The sequence below is a fragment of the Cohnella lupini genome, assembly GCF_003386205.1.
Classification (GTDB): domain Bacteria; phylum Bacillota; class Bacilli; order Paenibacillales; family Paenibacillaceae; genus Cohnella; species Cohnella lupini.
In genome coordinates this window covers 187,827-206,522 of record NZ_QRDY01000003.1, presented here as the reverse complement: position 1 = coordinate 206,522, position 18,696 = coordinate 187,827, and the positions used below count along the sequence as shown (strand labels likewise).

The 18,696-nt window shown below is 52.6% G+C and carries 12 protein-coding genes; 7 read left to right on the top strand and 5 right to left on the bottom strand.

What is annotated here, in order from left to right; all coding sequences use genetic code 11:
* Positions 1-50: 50 nt before the first annotated feature.
* Positions 51-1,037 (bottom strand): quinone oxidoreductase family protein, encoded by a 987-nt coding sequence (locus DFP95_RS07880; RefSeq protein WP_181907314.1) that lies wholly within the window; start codon positions 1,035-1,037, stop codon positions 51-53.
* 24 nt (positions 1,038-1,061) lie between these two features.
* Positions 1,062-5,144 carry a choice-of-anchor I family protein gene (locus DFP95_RS07875; RefSeq protein ID WP_115992049.1) on the bottom strand — a complete coding sequence of 1,361 codons (4,083 nt, stop codon included), beginning with the start codon at positions 5,142-5,144 and terminating at the stop codon, positions 1,062-1,064.
* 601 nt (positions 5,145-5,745) lie between these two features.
* On the opposite strand from DFP95_RS07875, the gene DFP95_RS07865 reads away from it, so the two are divergent.
* The 3 genes from DFP95_RS07865 to DFP95_RS07855 are packed head-to-tail and all read left to right on the top strand — an operon-like array spanning position 5,746 to position 8,209.
* Entirely contained in the window at positions 5,746-6,636 is an 891-nt protein-coding gene (locus DFP95_RS07865; RefSeq protein ID WP_115992285.1) for a permease, read from the top strand.
* Positions 6,633-7,583 (top strand): TIGR03943 family putative permease subunit, encoded by a 951-nt coding sequence (locus tag DFP95_RS07860; RefSeq protein ID WP_115992047.1) that lies wholly within the window; start codon positions 6,633-6,635, stop codon positions 7,581-7,583. The genes DFP95_RS07865 and DFP95_RS07860 overlap by 4 nt, the downstream gene beginning before the upstream one ends.
* Positions 7,584-7,600: 17 nt before the next feature.
* Positions 7,601-8,209 (top strand): 3'-5' exonuclease, encoded by a 609-nt coding sequence (locus DFP95_RS07855; RefSeq protein ID WP_115992046.1) that lies wholly within the window; start codon positions 7,601-7,603, stop codon positions 8,207-8,209.
* A gap of 28 nt (positions 8,210-8,237) precedes the next feature.
* Here the strand turns inward: DFP95_RS07855 and DFP95_RS07850 are convergent, their stop codons facing one another.
* A complete protein-coding gene (locus tag DFP95_RS07850) occupies positions 8,238-9,158 on the bottom strand; it encodes a LysR family transcriptional regulator (RefSeq protein WP_147304149.1) in 921 nt (306 codons plus the stop codon).
* A gap of 178 nt (positions 9,159-9,336) precedes the next feature.
* Between DFP95_RS07850 and DFP95_RS07845 the strand changes: the two genes are divergently transcribed.
* From DFP95_RS07845 to DFP95_RS07830, 4 genes are read left to right on the top strand one after another with little or no spacing between them, the layout of a single operon-like run.
* Complete coding sequence (locus tag DFP95_RS07845) at positions 9,337-10,464, top strand: extracellular solute-binding protein (RefSeq protein ID WP_115992044.1); 1,128 nt, start codon at positions 9,337-9,339, stop codon at positions 10,462-10,464.
* Between the two features lies 1 nt (position 10,465).
* Positions 10,466-12,148: an ABC transporter permease gene (locus tag DFP95_RS07840; protein ID WP_115992043.1), complete on the top strand. Its 1,683-nt coding sequence runs from the start codon at positions 10,466-10,468 to the stop codon at positions 12,146-12,148.
* On the top strand, positions 12,145-13,263 hold the full coding sequence (locus DFP95_RS07835) for an ABC transporter ATP-binding protein (protein ID WP_115992042.1): 1,119 nt from the start codon (positions 12,145-12,147) through the stop codon (positions 13,261-13,263). Before DFP95_RS07840 ends, DFP95_RS07835 begins: the two co-directional genes overlap by 4 nt.
* Positions 13,264-13,282: 19 nt before the next feature.
* A complete protein-coding gene (locus DFP95_RS07830) occupies positions 13,283-13,921 on the top strand; it encodes a metallophosphoesterase (protein ID WP_115992041.1) in 639 nt (212 codons plus the stop codon).
* A gap of 523 nt (positions 13,922-14,444) precedes the next feature.
* Here DFP95_RS07830 and recQ read toward each other — a convergent pair.
* Both recQ and helD read right to left on the bottom strand, forming a co-directional pair.
* Positions 14,445-16,268 (bottom strand): DNA helicase RecQ, encoded by a 1,824-nt coding sequence (recQ, locus tag DFP95_RS07825; RefSeq protein ID WP_115992040.1) that lies wholly within the window; start codon positions 16,266-16,268, stop codon positions 14,445-14,447.
* 37 nt (positions 16,269-16,305) lie between these two features.
* On the bottom strand, positions 16,306-18,654 hold the full coding sequence (gene helD / locus DFP95_RS07820; RefSeq protein WP_115992039.1) for an RNA polymerase recycling motor HelD: 2,349 nt from the start codon (positions 18,652-18,654) through the stop codon (positions 16,306-16,308).
* Positions 18,655-18,696 lie beyond the last annotated feature (42 nt).

The window sequence follows — 18,696 nt, the reverse complement described above, 5'->3', positions numbered from 1 at the left end:
TACTCATGATCGCGGAGAATCTATCGGTTTTTGCAAATAGGATCTCAGTTTTAAGGAACGAGCACGATCTTCCCCGTGCTGAGCCGACTTTCCATCAAGCGGTGAGCGTCAGCACCATCGCTAAGCGCGAAAATCCGCGGGATGTCCAACCGGAGCCTTCCGGCCGACAGATCCGCGAACAATTCGGAAGAGCGCCTAACGCGTTCCTCTCTCGTAGTGACATGATTCCATAGATCTCCTCCGGTAAGAGTCTTGGACGAATCCATGAGGAAACGAGGATCGACGGAGGGCGGATTGCCTCCGGCCATGCCGTAGAATACAACCGAGCCTTTCATTCTGACTGCTGCGAAGCTATCCATTAACGTAGTTCCCACGGAATCGTAAACTACGTTTACGCCGTTGCCGTCCCTAGACCAATCTCGCGCCCGACTTGCCCAATCGCGATCGGCTCCGTCCTCGTATAACAGTACTTCATCCGCTCCGGCCGCTAATGCGACTTCCCTTTTCTCTTCGCTGGAGGTGAGTCCGAGAACCCTTGCTCCTTTTAATTTGCACAATTGAATCAAGAGTTGACCGACCCCTCCCGCCGCCGCATGCACCAACACTTCATCACCTGCGCGTACGGGATAGCTGTCGTTCGCAAGATAATGGGCAGTTAAACCTTGCAAGAGAATCGCCGCCGCCATCTCGAAAGAGACGTCCGGAGGTAACGGGATAACGCGATCCGCACTTACGGAGACGAGCTCCGCGTTCGCATAAGGCGCATCCGCGAATCCGACTCGATCCCCGACTCGAATACCTTCGACGCCTTCGCCCACGCGCTCGACGATGCCGGCTCCCTCGTAACCGAGAATCCACGGCGCTTTCCCCGCCAGATGATAATTGCCCCGACGCCGATAGATATCGGCGAAATTCAAGCCAATGGCTCTTGTGCGAACGACAACGGACCCGGCCACAATGGCCGGATCCGTCACCTCGTTTATTTGCAGTACTTCGGGACCGCCGAATTCATGAAAAACCAATGCTTTCAAATCCATCACTCCGACTGATATGGCTTATGACTATTTAATCATAGCCTGCATCAGTATTGCCAATACTTTTGCTGCTTCCGCGCGAGTTGCGTTATCTTTCGGCGCGAAGAACAGACCTGATTGGTTTGAGAGCGTTTTACCGCCTACGATTCCCGCTTGTTGAACGGCAACGACCGAGCTTAATGCATAGGATGGAATCTTGCTTTGGTCGACGAAAGTCACTGGTCCGACCGATTGCGGAAGAGCGAACTTCTTGAATGTAGCGTAGCGCGCGATCATCGTTACTAGTTGTTCCCGGGTAACGAAGGCTTTCGGATTAAACAATCCCTTGCCGATTCCGCCAACGATGCCCTGGTCAACCGCCCACTCGATGGATTTGGAATAATAGGCGCTGGAATCCACGTCCACGAAGCTGGATACCGCATAAGAGCTCAGATCCGCTTCCGCCATGCGCGCCAGGATCACCGTGATGTCCGCCCGCGTCATTTTATCCGTCGGCGCGAACTTGTTGGCGCCTACTCCGCCGATGATTTCTCTGGCCGCGAGATACGTGATGTAATCTTGGGCGAAGCTTGAACCCGTGTCTCCGAATGAAAGCTTATTATAACCGATCGAATAATTCGAGAAATGCTTCACGTTGAAGGTTACTTTGCCCGTCGCCTGATCGTATACGCTGTTGGGCACAACGACCGTTTGGCCGGAATCGGACACGTAGTAGATAACGATAGCATGAATATCTTCGTTCGCCGAAGGCGTGTACGGAAGATTGACTTCCACCGTGCCGCCTCCGAAGTCGGATACCGTTTTGCCGCCAGCCGTAACGGTGAAATCATACACCGGTCTACCGGTTGCCGTTGGTTCCAGCTTCTTGACGGAAATCGAAACGTCTCCGGTCACTGCCGCTACCGTCGCGATCGACGTTTGATCGAATGAAACCGTACCGACGCCCGCGTCGATCTTGACCGACGCTTTGCTGCCCGCAATATCGGCTAACGAATCAGCCGAGAAATGAATGATTGCTTCCTTGGCTTCTCCCGTTAGAACTGCCTTTAACTCCAAGACCGATGTTTTTCCTTCGGAAGCCGCTTTGTTCAATGCTTCCAAGGATTCCGTGATTTGCTTGTCGGTGAAAGTGGCTTCCGCCTTACCGGATGCGTCGGCAGTCGCTTTGGTTTCAACCGTTATGACCGTTTCGCTACCGGAGCTAACAGGCGGCTTTGGAGTTTCCGTTCCGCCCGTATTCCCGCCAATTACGCCACTGTATGGAGCGCTTGCGACCGTTACGACAGCCTGCGCTTCGCCTAAACCGTCCGCGCTTAGAGCCGTAATCGTCGCCGTACCCGCTCCAACCGGCGTTACGTTGCCGTTCGAATCAACAGTTGCTATAGCATTGTTAGAAGATGTCCATGTTACCGTTGCCGCGCTGCCGCCCGCAGGAGTAACAGTTGCGGTAATCTTCGTTGGAGCATTGCCCACTTGGGTCGAGATTGATGTCTTGTCCAGCGCGACTTTAGTGGCGTTAATTTGATATACAGCGACCGTGCCGCTTACTTCGAATGCCACGAGCAGCAAAGGTTGTCCAGTTGGGCTGTCAGTTGCCGGGATGAATTCGATTCCTTCTGGGCCGGTGTCGGTTCCCATCGCGATATCCTCGTCTTCGGTATCGAGTATGCGAGTGTTGATGTAATTAGCAAAGGTAGCGTTTGCCGGGTTGGTAATATCGTACGTCATGATTCCGCCTACTCGTTCCAACCCTACGAATGCGAAAGTTTTATTTCCGACTTTACCCGTTTTGACGTCTTCCGGTTCGGGTCCTTTTTTCGCGCTACGGAGATCAAGTCCAAGCTCGTCATGACCTGAATTAAAGAAATCAGGAAGTCTTTCGGCCGTTATCTCCTCGAAATCATTGCCGCTATCGAACACTTGAGCCAACGAATCAGCATCCCAGATGGAGAACGAACGTCCGCCTAATAGATAGATGCTATCGTTGCCCATATCGCTAAGAACTTCGGTTTTATCGTAAGCCGTTTTTCCGGCTAAGAATTTAGCGGCTTCCGAATTCGGATCTAATAATCCTTTAACAGAGGATACCTTAGTTACGTTGATTCTCGATGGATCTTCAGCCGGCCACTCCGTTGCGTCCCCTTCGTTCGCCGTTAAAATGTAGTTTTTAGTGCCTACGCTGTAGGTCGCAATACCATCTGGCATGTAAACGCCTTTGAAAGGCACGTTTTCCAAATGAATTTCTGGAGTGCTGTTTTTAATTAAATCCAATGAATTTTTCGGATCGTTAAGATCCTTTAAGCCTAAGCTCTTTACGGATAGAACCGTTTTATTCGCGATGTCGATCGTTGCGATCGCATTGTTTTCCTGCAAGGAGACGAAAGCTTTCTTATAATCTCCCGACAGGGTGATATACTCGGGCTCGAAATCCCGAACGGCGTCCGCTTTCGTTCCGCTGCTTACGATTTGTCCGTCTTTATCAACCGAAGCGCCGCGAATATGCACGTCGTCAGCGATAACCGATTGATCGTCGAATTTTACGTGAGATATGGAATCATTTACCGTATCTACGATAGTAATCGAACCTACGGGATCTACGGTGTCATTCCCGTTACCCATGCGCGCTTCGCCTTCGTCGGCCGTCAGAATGTATCTGCCGTCCGGCGTCGACTTGATCATATCCGGTTGATTCCCGGCTGGATATTCCTCGATTAAGTTTCCATCGTAGTCTAATACGAGGATTTTACCGGGCGTGTTATAGTCTTCTGCTTGAACCGAAACTGAAACGCGTTCCGTCGTCGTGTTAATATCTACGCTTGTAAGATCTCCGTAAACGAAACCGTTGGTTTCGGACAACTTCTCTACATCTACGCTTTTGTCCTTAGACATGGACTCGTTTGCCTTCAAGCTAACGATATCCAGCGTCGGCGGTTGAGCCGAACCGTTAACGAGATAGAACTTTCCGTTTTCTTTATTATACTTAACAATCTCCGCTACTCCGCCTTCCGAGTTCGTAATCCCGACGGAGTAGGATCCGATTTTAGTCACGTTCAGCGGATCGTTGTAAACGATCGCTGCCGGAGAAATTTTCAGCGATAATGTTTTGTTCGCCTTAATCGGCGGAGTAGAACTGTCAGTTACCTCAAAAGCGATTGATTTCGTCCCCTCTGTTCCTGAAGCCGGCGTTCCGTAAACGGTTCCGGTTACAGAATCCAATTGTAAACCATCCGGAAGCTTATTCGACGAGAAATGAAGAGGTGTAGTACCTCCGTATACCGCTAGCGTCGTGGAGTACGGAGTGCCGATCGTTGCATTCGGCAAGGAGGAAGTCGTGAATGAAAAGGATGCTTTAATATGCGGACCATTTGCTGCGATGAACTCAGGTGTTGCCTTTTCGTAATTGATTTGCTTGAAATCTACGCCGTTATTATCTGTATCCGTCAAACTGATCCTTTTAACCGACTTTTGCTTCGATTGACCAAAATCCTTGCCGGTTGGATATGTAGCACCTTCATATCCATCAATCGAACTATTTGTTTCGTTACAAGCGACTCCGACCATATCTACGTAATCAGAGGATATCGCTTCGTATGGGTTTTTAATGGGAGGAGTAGGGGATTGGTTCCCAACGAGCAGTACTTTTAATCCTTTATTGTTAAAGAATTTAGAAGGCCATGATTGATCGCCTTTTCCGTCAATATCTAGTACTATCGTTGAGGGATCTCCATACTTGCCGCCGGTAATAAGATAATAGGAACCGGCCTTAATAGTACCTGTCAGATTAAGTTGGACCCACGAATCCGCAGATGCAGTACAATCTTCAGAATCACGTCCTGCATACCAGATGGACCAAGAGCTCAAGTCGATATCGCTAGTTGTTGGATTATAAAGCTCTATAAATCCATTCGTGATAGGTGTTTTAGTAGCGGTAGAAGCTCCTCCGCCATACACCTGATTAATAATAACGTGAGGAACTGTTACGTTATAACCGCTTGCATCGTACGGAGTACCCGGTTCGACGGGTGCTGCCATTGTGGCGGATCCAGAGAAGATCGTGCTTACCAATACGGTTAAAGCTAGTAAAAGTGAAAGACCTTTTTTACTTGACATTTGCAAGATGACACTCCTTTTTCTGGTTATTTTCCTCAGTGTAGGGGCAATTAATCATCGCTAATGCCTTGGAGTGTAATCTCAATGTTAAAAATCAAACGTTAATTAGACGTCTATTAATCGAATTTTGGAAGACTATATAGTAGACATATAATAATCTTTCTTGAAAAAAATTCTTTCAATAGGCATGCTATTTGCCCGAAAGTCGCTCCCAAACGCGAAATAAGCTTGCCTGACGGTCCTATTTGCCCGAAAGTCGCTCCACGACGCGATATAAGCTTGCCTGGCGATGCTATTTGCCCGAAAATCGCTCCTCGATCCGAAATAAGCTTGCCTGGCGATGCTATTTGCCCGAAAGTCGCCCCATGACGCGAATAAGCTTGCTTGGGGATGCTATTTGCCCGAAAGTCGCTCCTCGATCCGAAATAAGCTTGCCTGGCGATGCTATTGCTCGAAACTTTTTCTCCCTGAGCGTTCCCCGCTCCGCCTATTACAAACTTGCTAGCCATGTTAAGGTATTCTACTAAACGTTATGGTAATGTAGATTCATAGACTCTCTTATCAAACTCAAGTAGGTGCATAAGTGAAAACTCTTCTCCAAATGAACACCATTTTCCTGAGCATGATCATGGAGGCGATCCCGTTCGTTCTCTTGGGCGTATTGATTTCCGGACTGATTCAATCGTTCATAACGGAACGTTGGATCGCGAGGATCATGCCCAAGAACCGGTTCCTCTCCTCCTTGTTCGGCTGTAGCGTCGGCATTCTCTTTCCATCGTGCGAATGCGGCATCGTCCCGATCACCCGCCGCCTGCTGGGCAAAGGCGTTCCGCTTAACGCCGGCATCGCCTTCATGCTGACCGGTCCGATCGTGAATCCGATCGTGCTGTTCTCTACGTACATAGCTTTCGGCAACGACTGGAGAGTCGTCGCGATTCGCGCGGGAATGGCGTTCGCCGTCGCGCTTGTCGTCTCCATGACGGTCGCCTACTTTTTCCCCGTCCTCCCGCTGAGAGGGAGCGAGCATCTAACGGCCGCTACATCGGAACAACCAATAGTCGTTTCCGGCAAGCGCACGCCTTTGATTCCGAGGCTCGGCTCCGTGCTCCTTCATGCGGTCGACGAATTTTTCTCGGTGGGCAAATACCTTGTGCTCGGAGCTTTCATCGCTGCCGCCATGCAGACGTTCATTCCGACTTCTTCATTGCTGCATATCGGGAGCAATCCCGTTATGGCATCATTGGTCATGATGGCGCTCGCCTTCACGATGTCGCTTTGTTCGGAGGCGGACGCTTTCATCGCTTCTTCGTTCCGCAGCACCTTCTCGATGGGCGCCTTGTCCGCGTTCCTCGTTTTCGGCCCGATGATCGATATTAAGAACACCTTGATGCTGCTAGGTTCATTCCGCTCGAAATTCGTAATCGCTCTGATCGCTCTCGTATCGATATGCACGCTGGCAGGATCTTTGATCGTTGGGAGGTTAGTAGGATGATTAGATTCTACATTTTGTTCGGCTTCGCGCTGATGTTTTTCCTGATTCATTACCAAGGCCAATTAAACAAATTCATCAATACCCGATATGCCTATCTATCGATTAGCGCCATTGTCATTCTTCTTCTGTTGTGCATTGTCGAAGTCGCGCGGATGTACCGGCTTGAGCAGGCGGAGAAAAAGAACGTCGAAGCCGCCAAGCAGCAAAATCATGAGCACGAGGATGACCATGCTCACGATCACGGTGACCATACGCACAATCACGCTGCCCACGATCACTCCCATCACTCTCATGACGATCATGGCCACTCCCACGAATCCTCTTCCAGATGGAAAAGGACGGTCGGCTACCTCATCCTCAGCGTTCCGATTTTTACCGGGATATTCCTGCCCGTGCAGACTCTGGACTCCAGCTTCGTGAAGGCAAAGGGCTTCTCGTTCCCGGCCGCCAACGAATCGATGTCGGACAAGAATCCGGGACAGCATCAGTTTCTGAAGCCGGACTCCAGCGTATTTTACGGTACGGAAGGCTACGAATCGGTTAAAAACAAAGAGCTCGCCGAATTTCTCGATCTCCCCGTCATTCCTCTGAATGACGATAATTACATGAAAGGCATGGAGGTCATCTATAACTTCCCCGGAGACTTCATGGGACGGACGATCTCGTTCGACGGCTTCGCGTACAAAGGCGAGCAGGTCGACGGAGACCATTACTTCGTCTTCCGTTTCGGCTTCATCCATTGCGCCGCCGATTCGGGCGTATTCGGAATGCTCGTGGATTTTCCCAAGGGAACGAAGCTGAACGACGACGATTGGGTGCGCGTAACCGGCAAGCTCTCGTCGGAGCTCTACCAACCGTTCAAGCAGACGATTCCCGTGCTTAAGGTTACTTCCTGGGAATCGATTCCCGCTCCGAAAGATCCATATGTGTACCGAATTTATTCCTAAGCGGAGGAGAAACAACGATGATTCTGGATAATATAACCGTGTTGGATTTCGAGACGAGCGGCCTCGATCCCGCTCGCGATCGCGTGATCGAGATGGCGGCCATCCGCTGCTATGGAGGCGAGATCGTCAGCCAATTCAACACGCTCATTCGCTTTAACGGAGCATTATCCCCTAAGATAACGGAGATAACTGGCATTACGTCCGCAGACCTGGTAAACGGCATGGACGAGGAAACGGCTTTCCGGATACTCAATCGTCTTATCGGGGACAGCACGATCGTCGCCCATAACGCGATGTTCGACTTAAGCTTCCTGCACCATACCTTATTGCGACTCGCCAACCGATCGTTTTCCAATTCATTTCTCGATACGTTGACGATCAGCCGCGCACGCCATACATACCCGCACAACCTGAAAGAAATGTGTACCCGTTACGGAATCGACCTGGAAGGCGCGCATCGTTCGTTGAACGACGTATACGCTTGCTGGAAGCTGCTGGAGAAGATGAACGAGGAGCAAAGCGTGGCGAAAGACCTTAACGTGCTCGGTTACATGAAAAAATACGGAGTACCCAAGTGGCATCCGGAGCAAGCGAGCATGGTTCCCATCGAAATCAAATACGCTTGAACCAGATTGACGCGAAAAGGCTCTATCCCTATGAAAGCATGGGGATAGAGCCTTTTTCCATAGCAAGACGCGCTTGGATGAAGTCTATAAACAAGCGTAGATGCGGGGACAAAATTTCTTCGTCCCGATAGACGAGGCAAATATAACGGTTGTTTCGGTAACCGGGCAACGGCTTCTCGACGAGAAGCCCTGCCTCGGCATCCCTGGCCGCGCTGCGCCAAGGAAGCACGGCAACGCCCATGTTGCATTTCAATCCCTCTTTGATCGTCTCGATCGCGCCCATCTCCATCGCCTGATGGAAATTCAACCCGACTTGCTCGCCCCAACGGTCCGATAATTGACGCGAGGTCGTGCCCTGCTCGTGCAACAGGAAGGTTTCCGATTTCAATTGATCGATCGTGACTTGATCTACGAAAGCTAGAGGATGCTCCGGCGATAGGAACAACCGCAATTCATCCTCCACTAGCGGACGAACCGTCATTCCTTCCGGTTCCGCAGTCTCGGGCAAAGACGCGATAACCGCGTCTACTTCATGCGCGGATAACATCTCTATCGCCGATGCGGCCTTCTTGACCGTCAGCAACAGCTGGAGGTTGGGGTGCTTCTTGCGAAACTCCGCTAAGTAAGGGGGAATCAAGTAGGTCGCCGGCGTATGGCTGGCCCCGATCCTCAGTTGCCCGCCATGCTTATCGCGATGCTCGCTCACCCGCAGCTCCGCCTCGTCGACGAGCGCAACAATCTTCCGAGCGTACGGAAGCAGCGTGTCCGCTATTCGAGTCGGCCGAAAACCCCTGCCGTTCTTATGCCATAGCTCGGCATCCAGCGTTTCTTCAAGCTTTCGCAGATGAAAGCTGACCGTCGGCTGCTTCAATCCCAGCTTATCCGCCGTTTCCAGAAGCGTGCTGCCCGTACATACGGACAGGAATGCTCTTAGCTGTTGAACGTTCAAGCCATATCCCTCCCCATGCAAAAACGTGAAATCAAAACCATTATAGATTCCATCTATATTATTATCAATAATATTAGATTTATTTTACGTAAATAACCTGTCCGCTTAACATCTCTCATATAAACGAGCGTTAATCTAGGGATAGAAACCATAAACAAAGTGGAGGGAAACAAAAAAAATGCAAAAGCTACAAATGAAAAAGTCGGGTATCGCCATCCTAATGCTCGCAGTGCTGATGATCGTCATGACGGCCTGCGGAGGAGCGAACGATAACAACGGCAACGCGAACGCAAGCTCGCCTGTCGCAGAACCGACTCCATCCGTATCCGCTTCTCCAAGCGAAGAAGCCGCTAGCACGGAACCCGTAACCGAAGACGAAGGAACACTGACCGTATATCTGAACGATTTCGATGATATCATTCCGGCTCTATTCGAAGCCGCAACCGGCCTTAAAGTAAATGTCGTCGCCGGAAACGGCGCGGAGATCATGTCCCGCGTTCAAGCCGAAAAAGGCAACCCGCATTGGGACGTCGTATGGCTCGATTCGATGCCTTCCATCTACGGTCTTGGCCAAGAAGGTCAATTGCTTGAAGGTTGGGCTCCCGAAAATGCGGCTAACCTGACGGATGCCTACAAAGCATACGTCCCAAGCAATAGCACTTACTTCCCGACAGGCGCTCACGCGGCCGGCGTTATCGTCTATAACACGAACGAATATACGAAGGAACAAGCTCCGAAAACTTGGAAAGACTTCGCAAGCGATACTTTCAAAGACGATATCGGCATGGCAGATCCGGCCGTCGCAGCCCCAGCCTTCCCGTTCGTCGCCAAATTCTTCAGCGATCTGCAGATGGAAGAGGGTCAGAAGTTTTTCGATTCCCTATTCTCCAACGGCATGAAAGTATATCCGAAAAACCCTAACGTCGCAGCGGCTCTGACCGCAGGAGAAATCAAAGCTGCCGCGTTGCAAGAATCCAACGCCTACAGCCTCGTTAAAGCAGGCGAACCGATCGGCATCATCTGGCCCGAAGAAGGCGCTCCGGCTTCGGTTCGCGTAGCCGCCATTCAGAAGGACAGCAAAAACATGAACGCAGCCAAAGCCTTTATTAACTTCTTGCTTGATCCCGCAACGCAACAACAGCTGATCGATCAAGGCGAAGAAAGCTACTTCGAACCGTCGGTAGGCGGCGTTAACGCCAAACCGGATCGCGATCCGAACGCGAAGCTGGTCGCGGCCGATGCCGCTTGGGCTTCCGAGCACGAAGCCGAGATCAAGCAATGGTTCGCGGATAAAGCGGTGAAATAAAATGTTTCGTCTAAACCAGGACAGACTCGGTTGGCTCGTTAGTCTAATCTTATTCGTCCTGGTCCTCCTTCCCTTGGCGGCAGTCATCGTTCAGGTGCTGCTGCCGGGGGTTTTCTTCGGAGATTGGCAAGTGGGGGACCTCGGACTCATGCTCGAAGTGTTTAAACGACCGCTATGGCTGAAGTCGTTAGAGCATTCCATCGTGCTCGCCTGCGGCACGACCGTACTAGCGACATTGTTAGGCGGAACCCTGGCGATGATTCGCTCCTCTTGGAAGTTTCCTTCCGCCAGGTTGCTGGACGCATCGGTATGGATTCTGCTCATCACCCCTTCCTTCATCCTTGCCCAAGGTTGGGTGATGTTCGCGGCCGGCGGAGGTATCGCCGTTAAGGTATTCGGCTGGCATTGGGTAACCCCGGCGGTATTCCAGCCAGCGGGTTTGATCGTTATTATGACGCTAAGCAAGTTCCCGCTCGCTTACCTGAGCGTTCATGCGGCTATGGAATGGAAGGTAGAGCAGCTATCCGAAGCGGCAAGATTGTGCGGTGCCTCCGCCATTCGCGTATGGCGAACGATTCAAGCTCCGCTCCTGCTTCCCGCGTTCCTTGCCGGCGCCGCGCTCGTCTTCATGGATACGATCGGCGATTTCGGGCTTCCCGCATCCATCGCGGCAGTTTATCGTTACCCGACGCTGCCTTATTCGATTTATTCGGCCTTATATACCTCGCCGATAAGGTTCGATATGGCTGGCGTTCTGTCGTTTTATTTGGTCGTTCTTATTTCATTGGCCATGCTGTTGCAAACGTATGCGGTCAAAAGCTCGCGATTCGATTTCTTATCGGCAAGAGCCGTACCGTCCGTACCGAAGAAGGCAGGCAAGCTTACGCCTTATCTTACTATCGCGAACATCGCGTTCTTGCTGGTCGTCATAGGTATACCGATCGGCGCCAACGTTCTCATGTCGCTGTTCAAGACGCAATCGAAAGGGTTAAGTCTGAGTAACCTAACGTTCAGTCACTATCGAGAATTATTGGATGGGAAAACGGAGCTCTTAACGGGGCTATGGCGTTCTCTCCTGATTTCTTCTTCTTCGGCTTTATTAGGCTTGTTAATCGGCTTGGGAATCGCATTCGTCCTTATCTACTCCCAATTCCGTTTCAAACGCGCAATCGAAATGATGTCGCTGGTGACGCTTGCGGTTCCGGGCGTCGTTCTCGGCATCGGTTATATATTCGTCTGGAACCAGGCGTGGCTGCAATCGATCGGGTTATTGCTCTACGGCAAACCCGCGATCCTGGTGCTCGCCGCTATCGCTGGCGCTATTCCGATTATTACGCGAATGATGGTCGGCGCGATGGCCAAAGTACCTAAGAGCTTGCTTGATGCCGCTCAGGTTCAGGGCGGTTCGCTTATCAGCCGCGTCCGTTTTATACTGGTTCCGCTCATACGAGGCGCGTTGCTGTCGGCGGCGTTAGCCGCATTCGGCTCCAGCGTGTTCGATCTGGCGGTGAATTCGATCTTGTTCCCGCCGAACTTCGTTACGTTACCCGTCACGATCAATAAAGCTTTCGAGGATTTGAATTTCGGATATGCTTCCGCGGCGACGGTGTTGGGCGGCGGTATCGTGATCCTGATTATACTGCTGCTGGAACTGCTCCTGCGGCGAAAGGCGGCTAGAAAATGAATACGACAACCCTACCTCTTCCGCTTCTGCAGATCAAAGGCGTAGCGAAACGGTACGATTCTCATCAAGCCTTGAAGACCGTGTCCATCGACATGCGCAAGGGTGAAATCATTAGCGTGCTCGGTCCTTCGGGATGCGGCAAATCCACGCTGCTTCAACTGATTGCCGGGCTCTCTCTGCCCGACGAGGGCGAAATTCTGTTGGATGACAAAGTCATCGCTTCTTCCAAAGGAATGCTTCCCCCGGAAAAAAGAGGCGTCAACATGGTATTCCAAGATTATGCCCTTTGGCCGCACATGAGCGTGCTCGATAATATTGCATACGGCTTGACGATCAGAAAGATGGATCGAAGCGCCATACGCGATCGGGTAACCGAGCTACTGGACTTGCTGCAATTAAACGGGCTCGAGAAACGTTTGCCTCCGCAATTATCGGGCGGACAGCAACAGAGGGTTGCCATCGCAAGAGCGCTTGCCACCCAGCCCGCTCTTCTGCTGCTCGACGAGCCTCTCTCCAACTTGGACATGCGTTTACGCATCGAAATGCGGACGGAGATGGCCTACATTTTCCGCAAATTAGGCACTAGCGTATTCCATGTGACCCATGATCCCGAAGAAGCCTTCGCCATGGCCGATCGTTTGCTTATTATGCGCGAAGGAGAAGTCGATCAGGTCGGAACTCCGCAGCAATGCTACAGTCGTCCGGCCAGCCGATGGGCCGCTTCCCTTCTGGGCGCAATCAATCGTATGGAGGGAACGATCGTTCATACGAACGTCGGGACCGGAATTCAATGCGGCTCGACCGTGATCTACGGTATGACGGATTCGAAGCTCTCCTCTCTGCCTGAGGGTAGCCCCGCAGAGCTTATGTTTCGTCCGGAAGATCTCGTAATCGCAAGTCATCCCGATGCCAGCATGTTAACGAATTCGGAATCGCAGGCGCATCTACAGCTTAAAATCCTTTATAGCACGTTCGAAGGCAAACGCTGGAGGAGCATCGCGCATTCGGAAGCTGGCCATAAACTGTATCTTCTCGGGGACAGCCCGCTTGAAAATGGTGCCGGTTTGACCGTTTCCCTGCCTAAATCAGCTGCCTTTATTTATCCTAAATCTTAACGAAGGTGTTGCATGAACGTTGAATGAATCCCGACCTCCTCGCCTTCTGGCCATATCGGATATCCATGGACATGCCGAAGGACTTCTACTATTGCTGCGACAAGCCGACTATAGAGCGGGATTCGATCGATTGATCCTGCTCGGAGATTACGTGAACGAGGAGCCCGATTCCTGGGACACCCTCTTGACCATTAAGACTTTAACGGATCAAGGAGCCCGCGCTCTTCCTGGAAATATAGATCTTCGCGTTGCCCATGTTCCGAATATTCCCGAGAAGTACCGACCGCTCGTCGCCTGGATTGAAGCCATGCCGCCTTATATAGTGGAAGACGACTTTCTGTTCGTGCATGCAGGCGTGAAGCCGGGGTTACCTCTCGAGAGGCAATCCTTGCGGGACTTAACGGAAATTCGGGAAGGCTTCTGGCATGAGAAAATAGGGCTCTCCTATACGATCGTGTTCGGCCATACGCCGACGAATAAGCTTGGCGCTCGCCCGGGAAAGGTGTGGTACGGGGACAAGCGGCTTGGAATCGATACGGGAGCCAAGCATGGCCACCGATTATCCTTGGTTAACCTAAGCGACGAGTTGATCTACTCCTGCTCGACCGCGCCGCAAGCCATGTACGAAGATGTTCGCATCGAAAGATTCATAAAGTAAACCTTTCGAATTCGGACAAACCGACTATCGCAATGCTGTCCCGGAGGCATCCAGCAGCTTTCCACACCTCATGGTCGGAAAAACCGACTATGGGCGTGGCGTTCCGGTAACGTCCGGAGCTTTGCGCACCTCATGGTCGGAAAAACCGACTATGAGCGTGACGTACCGGTTACGTCCGGAGCTTTGCGCACCTCATGGTCGGAAAAACCGACTATGAGCGTGGCGTTCCGGTAGCGTCCGGAGCTTTGCGCACCTCATGGTCGGAAAAACCGACTATGAGCGTGGCGTTCCGGTAGCGTCCGGAGCTTTGCGCACCTCATAGTCGGAAAAACCGACTATGAGCGAGGCGTTCCGGTAGCGTTCGGACCTTTGCGCACCTCATAGTGCGAAAGACCGACTATCGTGAGCCATCTAGTTGAACGAGAAACCCCGATAATTCCGTCGTCAGCAATGCTGACAATGGAATTATCGGGGTTTTATTTGAAGCGTAGGCATTATATGATGGCAATCAGAGCTTTTACGTTCAAACGTATTGTTGAATAAGTTCGAGGAAAGCATGGCCGTACTTGGCATACTTCGCGTCGCCGATTCCTTTGACCGAGCGCATCTCCCGTTCGGTCGACGGCATCGCCCTGCACATCTCTTGGAGCGTTGCGTCGTGGAAGATAACGAACGGAGGTAAATTCTCCGAATCCGCGATCTTCTTGCGGAGCTGGCGCAACGCGTTGAACAGCTCGGGATTCGCTACGCCCCCCGCCGATGAAGAACCGCCGCCATAGCGAGACGACGAAGACCTGCCGGCTCTCGCGACCACCGGAACCTCCGGTTCCACCTTGCGATAAACGCGCTCCTCGCCCTTCATCACTTCCAATACTTGCTCCGTCAACTGCACGACCGGGTAGGCCGTATCCGACATTTTCAAGTAACCGTCCGCCACGAGCGCATGTATAAGCTGGGTTAGCTGCTTTTCCGGCATCTGCTTCAACAGCCCGTACGTTCTGAGCCGATCGAAATTAAACTGCCTCACCTTAGCGTCGTTCGCGCCCCGTAGCACCTTCGCCGTCAAAGTCACGCCGAACCGTTGCCGCATCTCCGATACGCAGGCGAAGATGAGCCTCGCCTCGTCCGTGACGTCTTTACGCTCCCGCGTATCGGTGCAGTTCGCGCAAGTCCCGCAAGGCTTGCCGTTCTCTTCGCCGAAATAACGGACGATCGTCAGCTGCAGACACTCGCCGGTATGCGCATACTGCACCATCTCGTTCAACAACCGGTAGTCGTTCTTCTTCCGCTCTTCTCCCGCTTCGCTCTGCTCGATGAAGAACTTCTGCGTGACCACGTCTTGCGGCGAGAACAGCAGCACGCATTCGCCCGGCTCTCCGTCGCGCCCCGCGCGCCCGGCTTCTTGATAATAAGCCTCCAAGTTCTTCGGCATATTGTTATGAATGACGTAACGAACGTTCGACTTGTCTATCCCCATTCCGAACGCGTTCGTCGCCACGATAATCTGCAAGTCGTCCCTTTGAAAAGCATCCTGCGTGAGCGCCCGTTCATCCTCGCTTAATCCGGCGTGGTACTTGCCGACTGGCACCTTCATGGAATGGAGGAACGAGAATACGCTCTCGACTTCGCGACGGGTGGAAGCGTAGATGATTCCCGCCTGATCGGGACGATCTTTAAGGAATCTCGCGACGTAATCGCGTTTATCCACGTCCTTCACGACCGTAAGCGCCAGATTATCCCGGGCATACCCCGTCGTCACTCTTACGGGCTCCCTAAGCTTTAACCGGTCCACGATATCGTCTTTCACGACATCGGTTGCCGTAGCCGTGAAGGCAGCCATGACCGGCCGCGACTCGATATCCCGAAGCAGTCTCGTAATCGTCATGTAGCTCGGACGGAAATCGTGTCCCCACTGCGATACGCAGTGCGCTTCGTCCACCGCGATGAGCGGAATCTCCAGCCGGCGTACCAGCTCGCGGAAATATTCGGATTCCAGCCTTTCCGGTGCTACGTATAGAAGCTTGTAATGTCCTTCCGCCACATGCCGCATCCGCTCGTTCGTTTCTTTAACGGAAAGCGAGCTATTAATGAAGGTAGCCTCGATGCCCGCGGAATTGAGCGAGTCGACCTGATCCTTCATTAAAGAGATGAGCGGCGAGATGACCAAAGTAACTCCCGGAAGGAGAATCGCCGGGATTTGATAACAGATCGATTTTCCCGCCCCGGTAGGCATGATGCCCAGAACGTCTTGCCCCGACAGAATCGCTTCGATCAGCTTGCTCTGTCCGGAACGAAATTCGTCATAACCGTAATAAGTTCGTAGAGCCTCTATCGCAGCAGGGTTCATTCCTTAGTCCTCCATGTCTTCGATACGGGAATCGGCGCTACTTCTCGGAGGGCAGCCATGGAGACGCTTCGCCGGTATGGTAAATATGCAGCACGTGCAACGCGCGGGTACATACCGTATACAGCAGCTTGCGGTCCTTCTCCTTGCCGTATTTCGCGAGCGAAGCATCCCAGACGAGCACGGCGTCGAATTCGATGCCTTTCGCCAAGTAAGCCGGCAGCACCGACACGCCTTTAGGCAATTCGGCGGAGCCGCCCGTCACGAGGGTAACGGGAACGTCGTCCGGCAATTGCTCTTTTAATAAAGCCGAAGCATTTCCCGTTTCGTATGCGGTCTTGGTAATTACGCCAATTGTACCATAGCCGCGGCCAAGCAGTCCGATTATATCCTCGGCGATCCTCTCTCCCAACTGACCGCCGTCCTTGCACGGGAACAGTCGCGGCGCTTCCCCGTCGCGTTGAAACGGGGTTATGTCTGCGGCATCCGCCGCAGGCAAGATGAGCTTCGTGTATCTAACGATCGGTTCGGTCGAGCGGTAGCTTGTCGTTAACCGCAGCACGGAGGTCGCTTCTGGTGCCATCAATCGCGTCCACCCGCCGAATCCGCCGCTTTCTTGTGATTGGATATAGATCGCTTGATTGAAGTCCCCAAGGACGGTTAATCTCGCCCGAGGATATCTCCGACGCAAATAGGCGGCTTGAAACGGAGAGTAATCCTGTGCCTCGTCGACGAACACATGCTGGATATCTCCTTCCACGCGGCGGAAGCCTTCCAATGCTTCCAATACGTACATAAGGGGAGTCGCGTCTTCATGATCGATGACCTTGCGGCCCATCGTCAATTCCGCGCGCTGAAGCATCCACTCCCATCCAACCGGTTGCACACCGTCCGGAGAGCAAGAGCTGAACAAAGAGCGGCTTTCGAACAGCTCCCGGTAAGTGCTGACCGCATCCAGAAACCGGAAGCTTCGTACCGCTTTAACGAGCGGCGCCACCGCTTGCTCCGCCACCCGCCGACGCAATCTTGCGCTCATCTGGTCTTCGTCGTCGAACGCTTCGTCGTGGAATCCGCCGCGTCTTCTTACATCTACGTAAGCGCGCTGAATTTCCTCTCCGTCCACGAGCTCCGCGGCTTCCTCGAGCCATTGTTCGTCCATCTGCGAATCGACCCACAGCTTAATGCGCTCCAGCAGCCAGCGTCGAACTCCCGCGGCCCGAGTGCCGAATCCGTCCGCGGCACGTATTCCGTAAAATTGCTGCGACATCTCTTCGGCAGACACCAGCGTCATGCTGCGGAAGCGAAGAGGGCGGAATCGAACACCCTCTTGCTCCAATCGTTTCAAATAATTTTCAACCGTAATGAAGAAATGCTCCGAACCTTTGTATCGCACCGACCGTTCCCTGGCTTCTCCCTCGGCGGTTCCTTCCGCCGCCACTAAAGCTTCCGTCTGGGAGAACAGATCCTCGACCTCGAACCTACGACCTAATCTGGCTTCGATCAGTTCCCTGAACGTCATCTGTTTCATGTTCGCCTCGCCCAGATCGGGCAAAACGCGCGATATATACCCTTTGAACACCGGATTCGGCGAAAACAAAATAATCTGGTCGGGACCAAGCGTTTCCCGGAACCGATAGAGCAGATAGGCGATCCGCTGCAGCGCCGCCGATGTTTTCCCGCTTCCCGCGGCTCCTTGGACGACCAACAGCTTGTGCTTCTCGTTCCGGATAATCCAGTTCTGTTCCTTCTGTATAGTTGCCACGATACTCTTCATCGACGTGTCGGAGCCTTCCGACAGCACCGCCTGCAAGATCTCGTCCCCGACCGTCTCCGAAGTATCGAACATATGCTTCATTTGGCCGCCTCGAATGACGAATTGGCGCTTAAGCTTAAGCTCCCCTTCCATCCGTCCATCCGGTACGCGATAGGTAGCCGGACCCGGCTCATGATCGTAGAACAGACTCGACACCGGCGCGCGCCAATCGTAGACGAAGAAGGTTTCTCCGTCTTCGCCGACTAGCGATGCCCTGCCGATGTAGATGACTTCCGTCCCGCTGTCCTTCTCCGCGAAGTCGATCCGCGCGAAATAAGGCGAATCGAACTGCTTAGTCAGCCGTTCCACCGCCTCGGACGCAACCCTGTGGCTACGCTCCCGCTCCGCGAGCAGCTCCGCCTGCTGCACGATGCTGCTCCAAGTTTCGCCGACTTCCGTGGAATCGGAGAAATTCATCCGCACGTCGTCCCAGAATTCTTGACGAATCCCGACCACGTCCTCGCGCCGGTCGCCAAGCAGCGAAAGCTCCTTGCGCATCCGGCGTCCTACCTGCTCAAGCACGACCAGCAACCGTTTCTCTTCCTCATCGCGAGGAGAATTCGGTTCGTTTACCATACCTTTCAACTCCCTGTGCAGCAAATCGGATAATGCCTGCGT

Excerpts from the sequence above, each read along its gene's own strand:
- DFP95_RS07880 (WP_181907314.1), bottom strand. The coding sequence starts at position 1,037 with ATGGATTTGAAAGCATTGGTTTTTCATGAATTCGGCGGTCCCGAAGTA.
- DFP95_RS07875 (WP_115992049.1), bottom strand. The coding sequence starts at position 5,144 with ATGTCAAGTAAAAAAGGTCTTTCACTTTTACTAGCTTTAACCGTATTG.
- DFP95_RS07865 (WP_115992285.1), top strand. The coding sequence starts at position 5,746 with ATGAACACCATTTTCCTGAGCATGATCATGGAGGCGATCCCGTTCGTT.
- DFP95_RS07860 (WP_115992047.1), top strand. The coding sequence starts at position 6,633 with ATGATTAGATTCTACATTTTGTTCGGCTTCGCGCTGATGTTTTTCCTG.
- DFP95_RS07855 (WP_115992046.1), top strand. The coding sequence starts at position 7,601 with ATGATTCTGGATAATATAACCGTGTTGGATTTCGAGACGAGCGGCCTC.
- DFP95_RS07845 (WP_115992044.1), top strand. The coding sequence starts at position 9,337 with ATGCAAAAGCTACAAATGAAAAAGTCGGGTATCGCCATCCTAATGCTC.
- DFP95_RS07840 (WP_115992043.1), top strand. The coding sequence starts at position 10,466 with ATGTTTCGTCTAAACCAGGACAGACTCGGTTGGCTCGTTAGTCTAATC.
- DFP95_RS07835 (WP_115992042.1), top strand. The coding sequence starts at position 12,145 with ATGAATACGACAACCCTACCTCTTCCGCTTCTGCAGATCAAAGGCGTA.
- recQ (WP_115992040.1), bottom strand. The coding sequence starts at position 16,268 with ATGAACCCTGCTGCGATAGAGGCTCTACGAACTTATTACGGTTATGAC.
- helD (WP_115992039.1), bottom strand. The coding sequence starts at position 18,654 with ATGGTAAACGAACCGAATTCTCCTCGCGATGAGGAAGAGAAACGGTTG.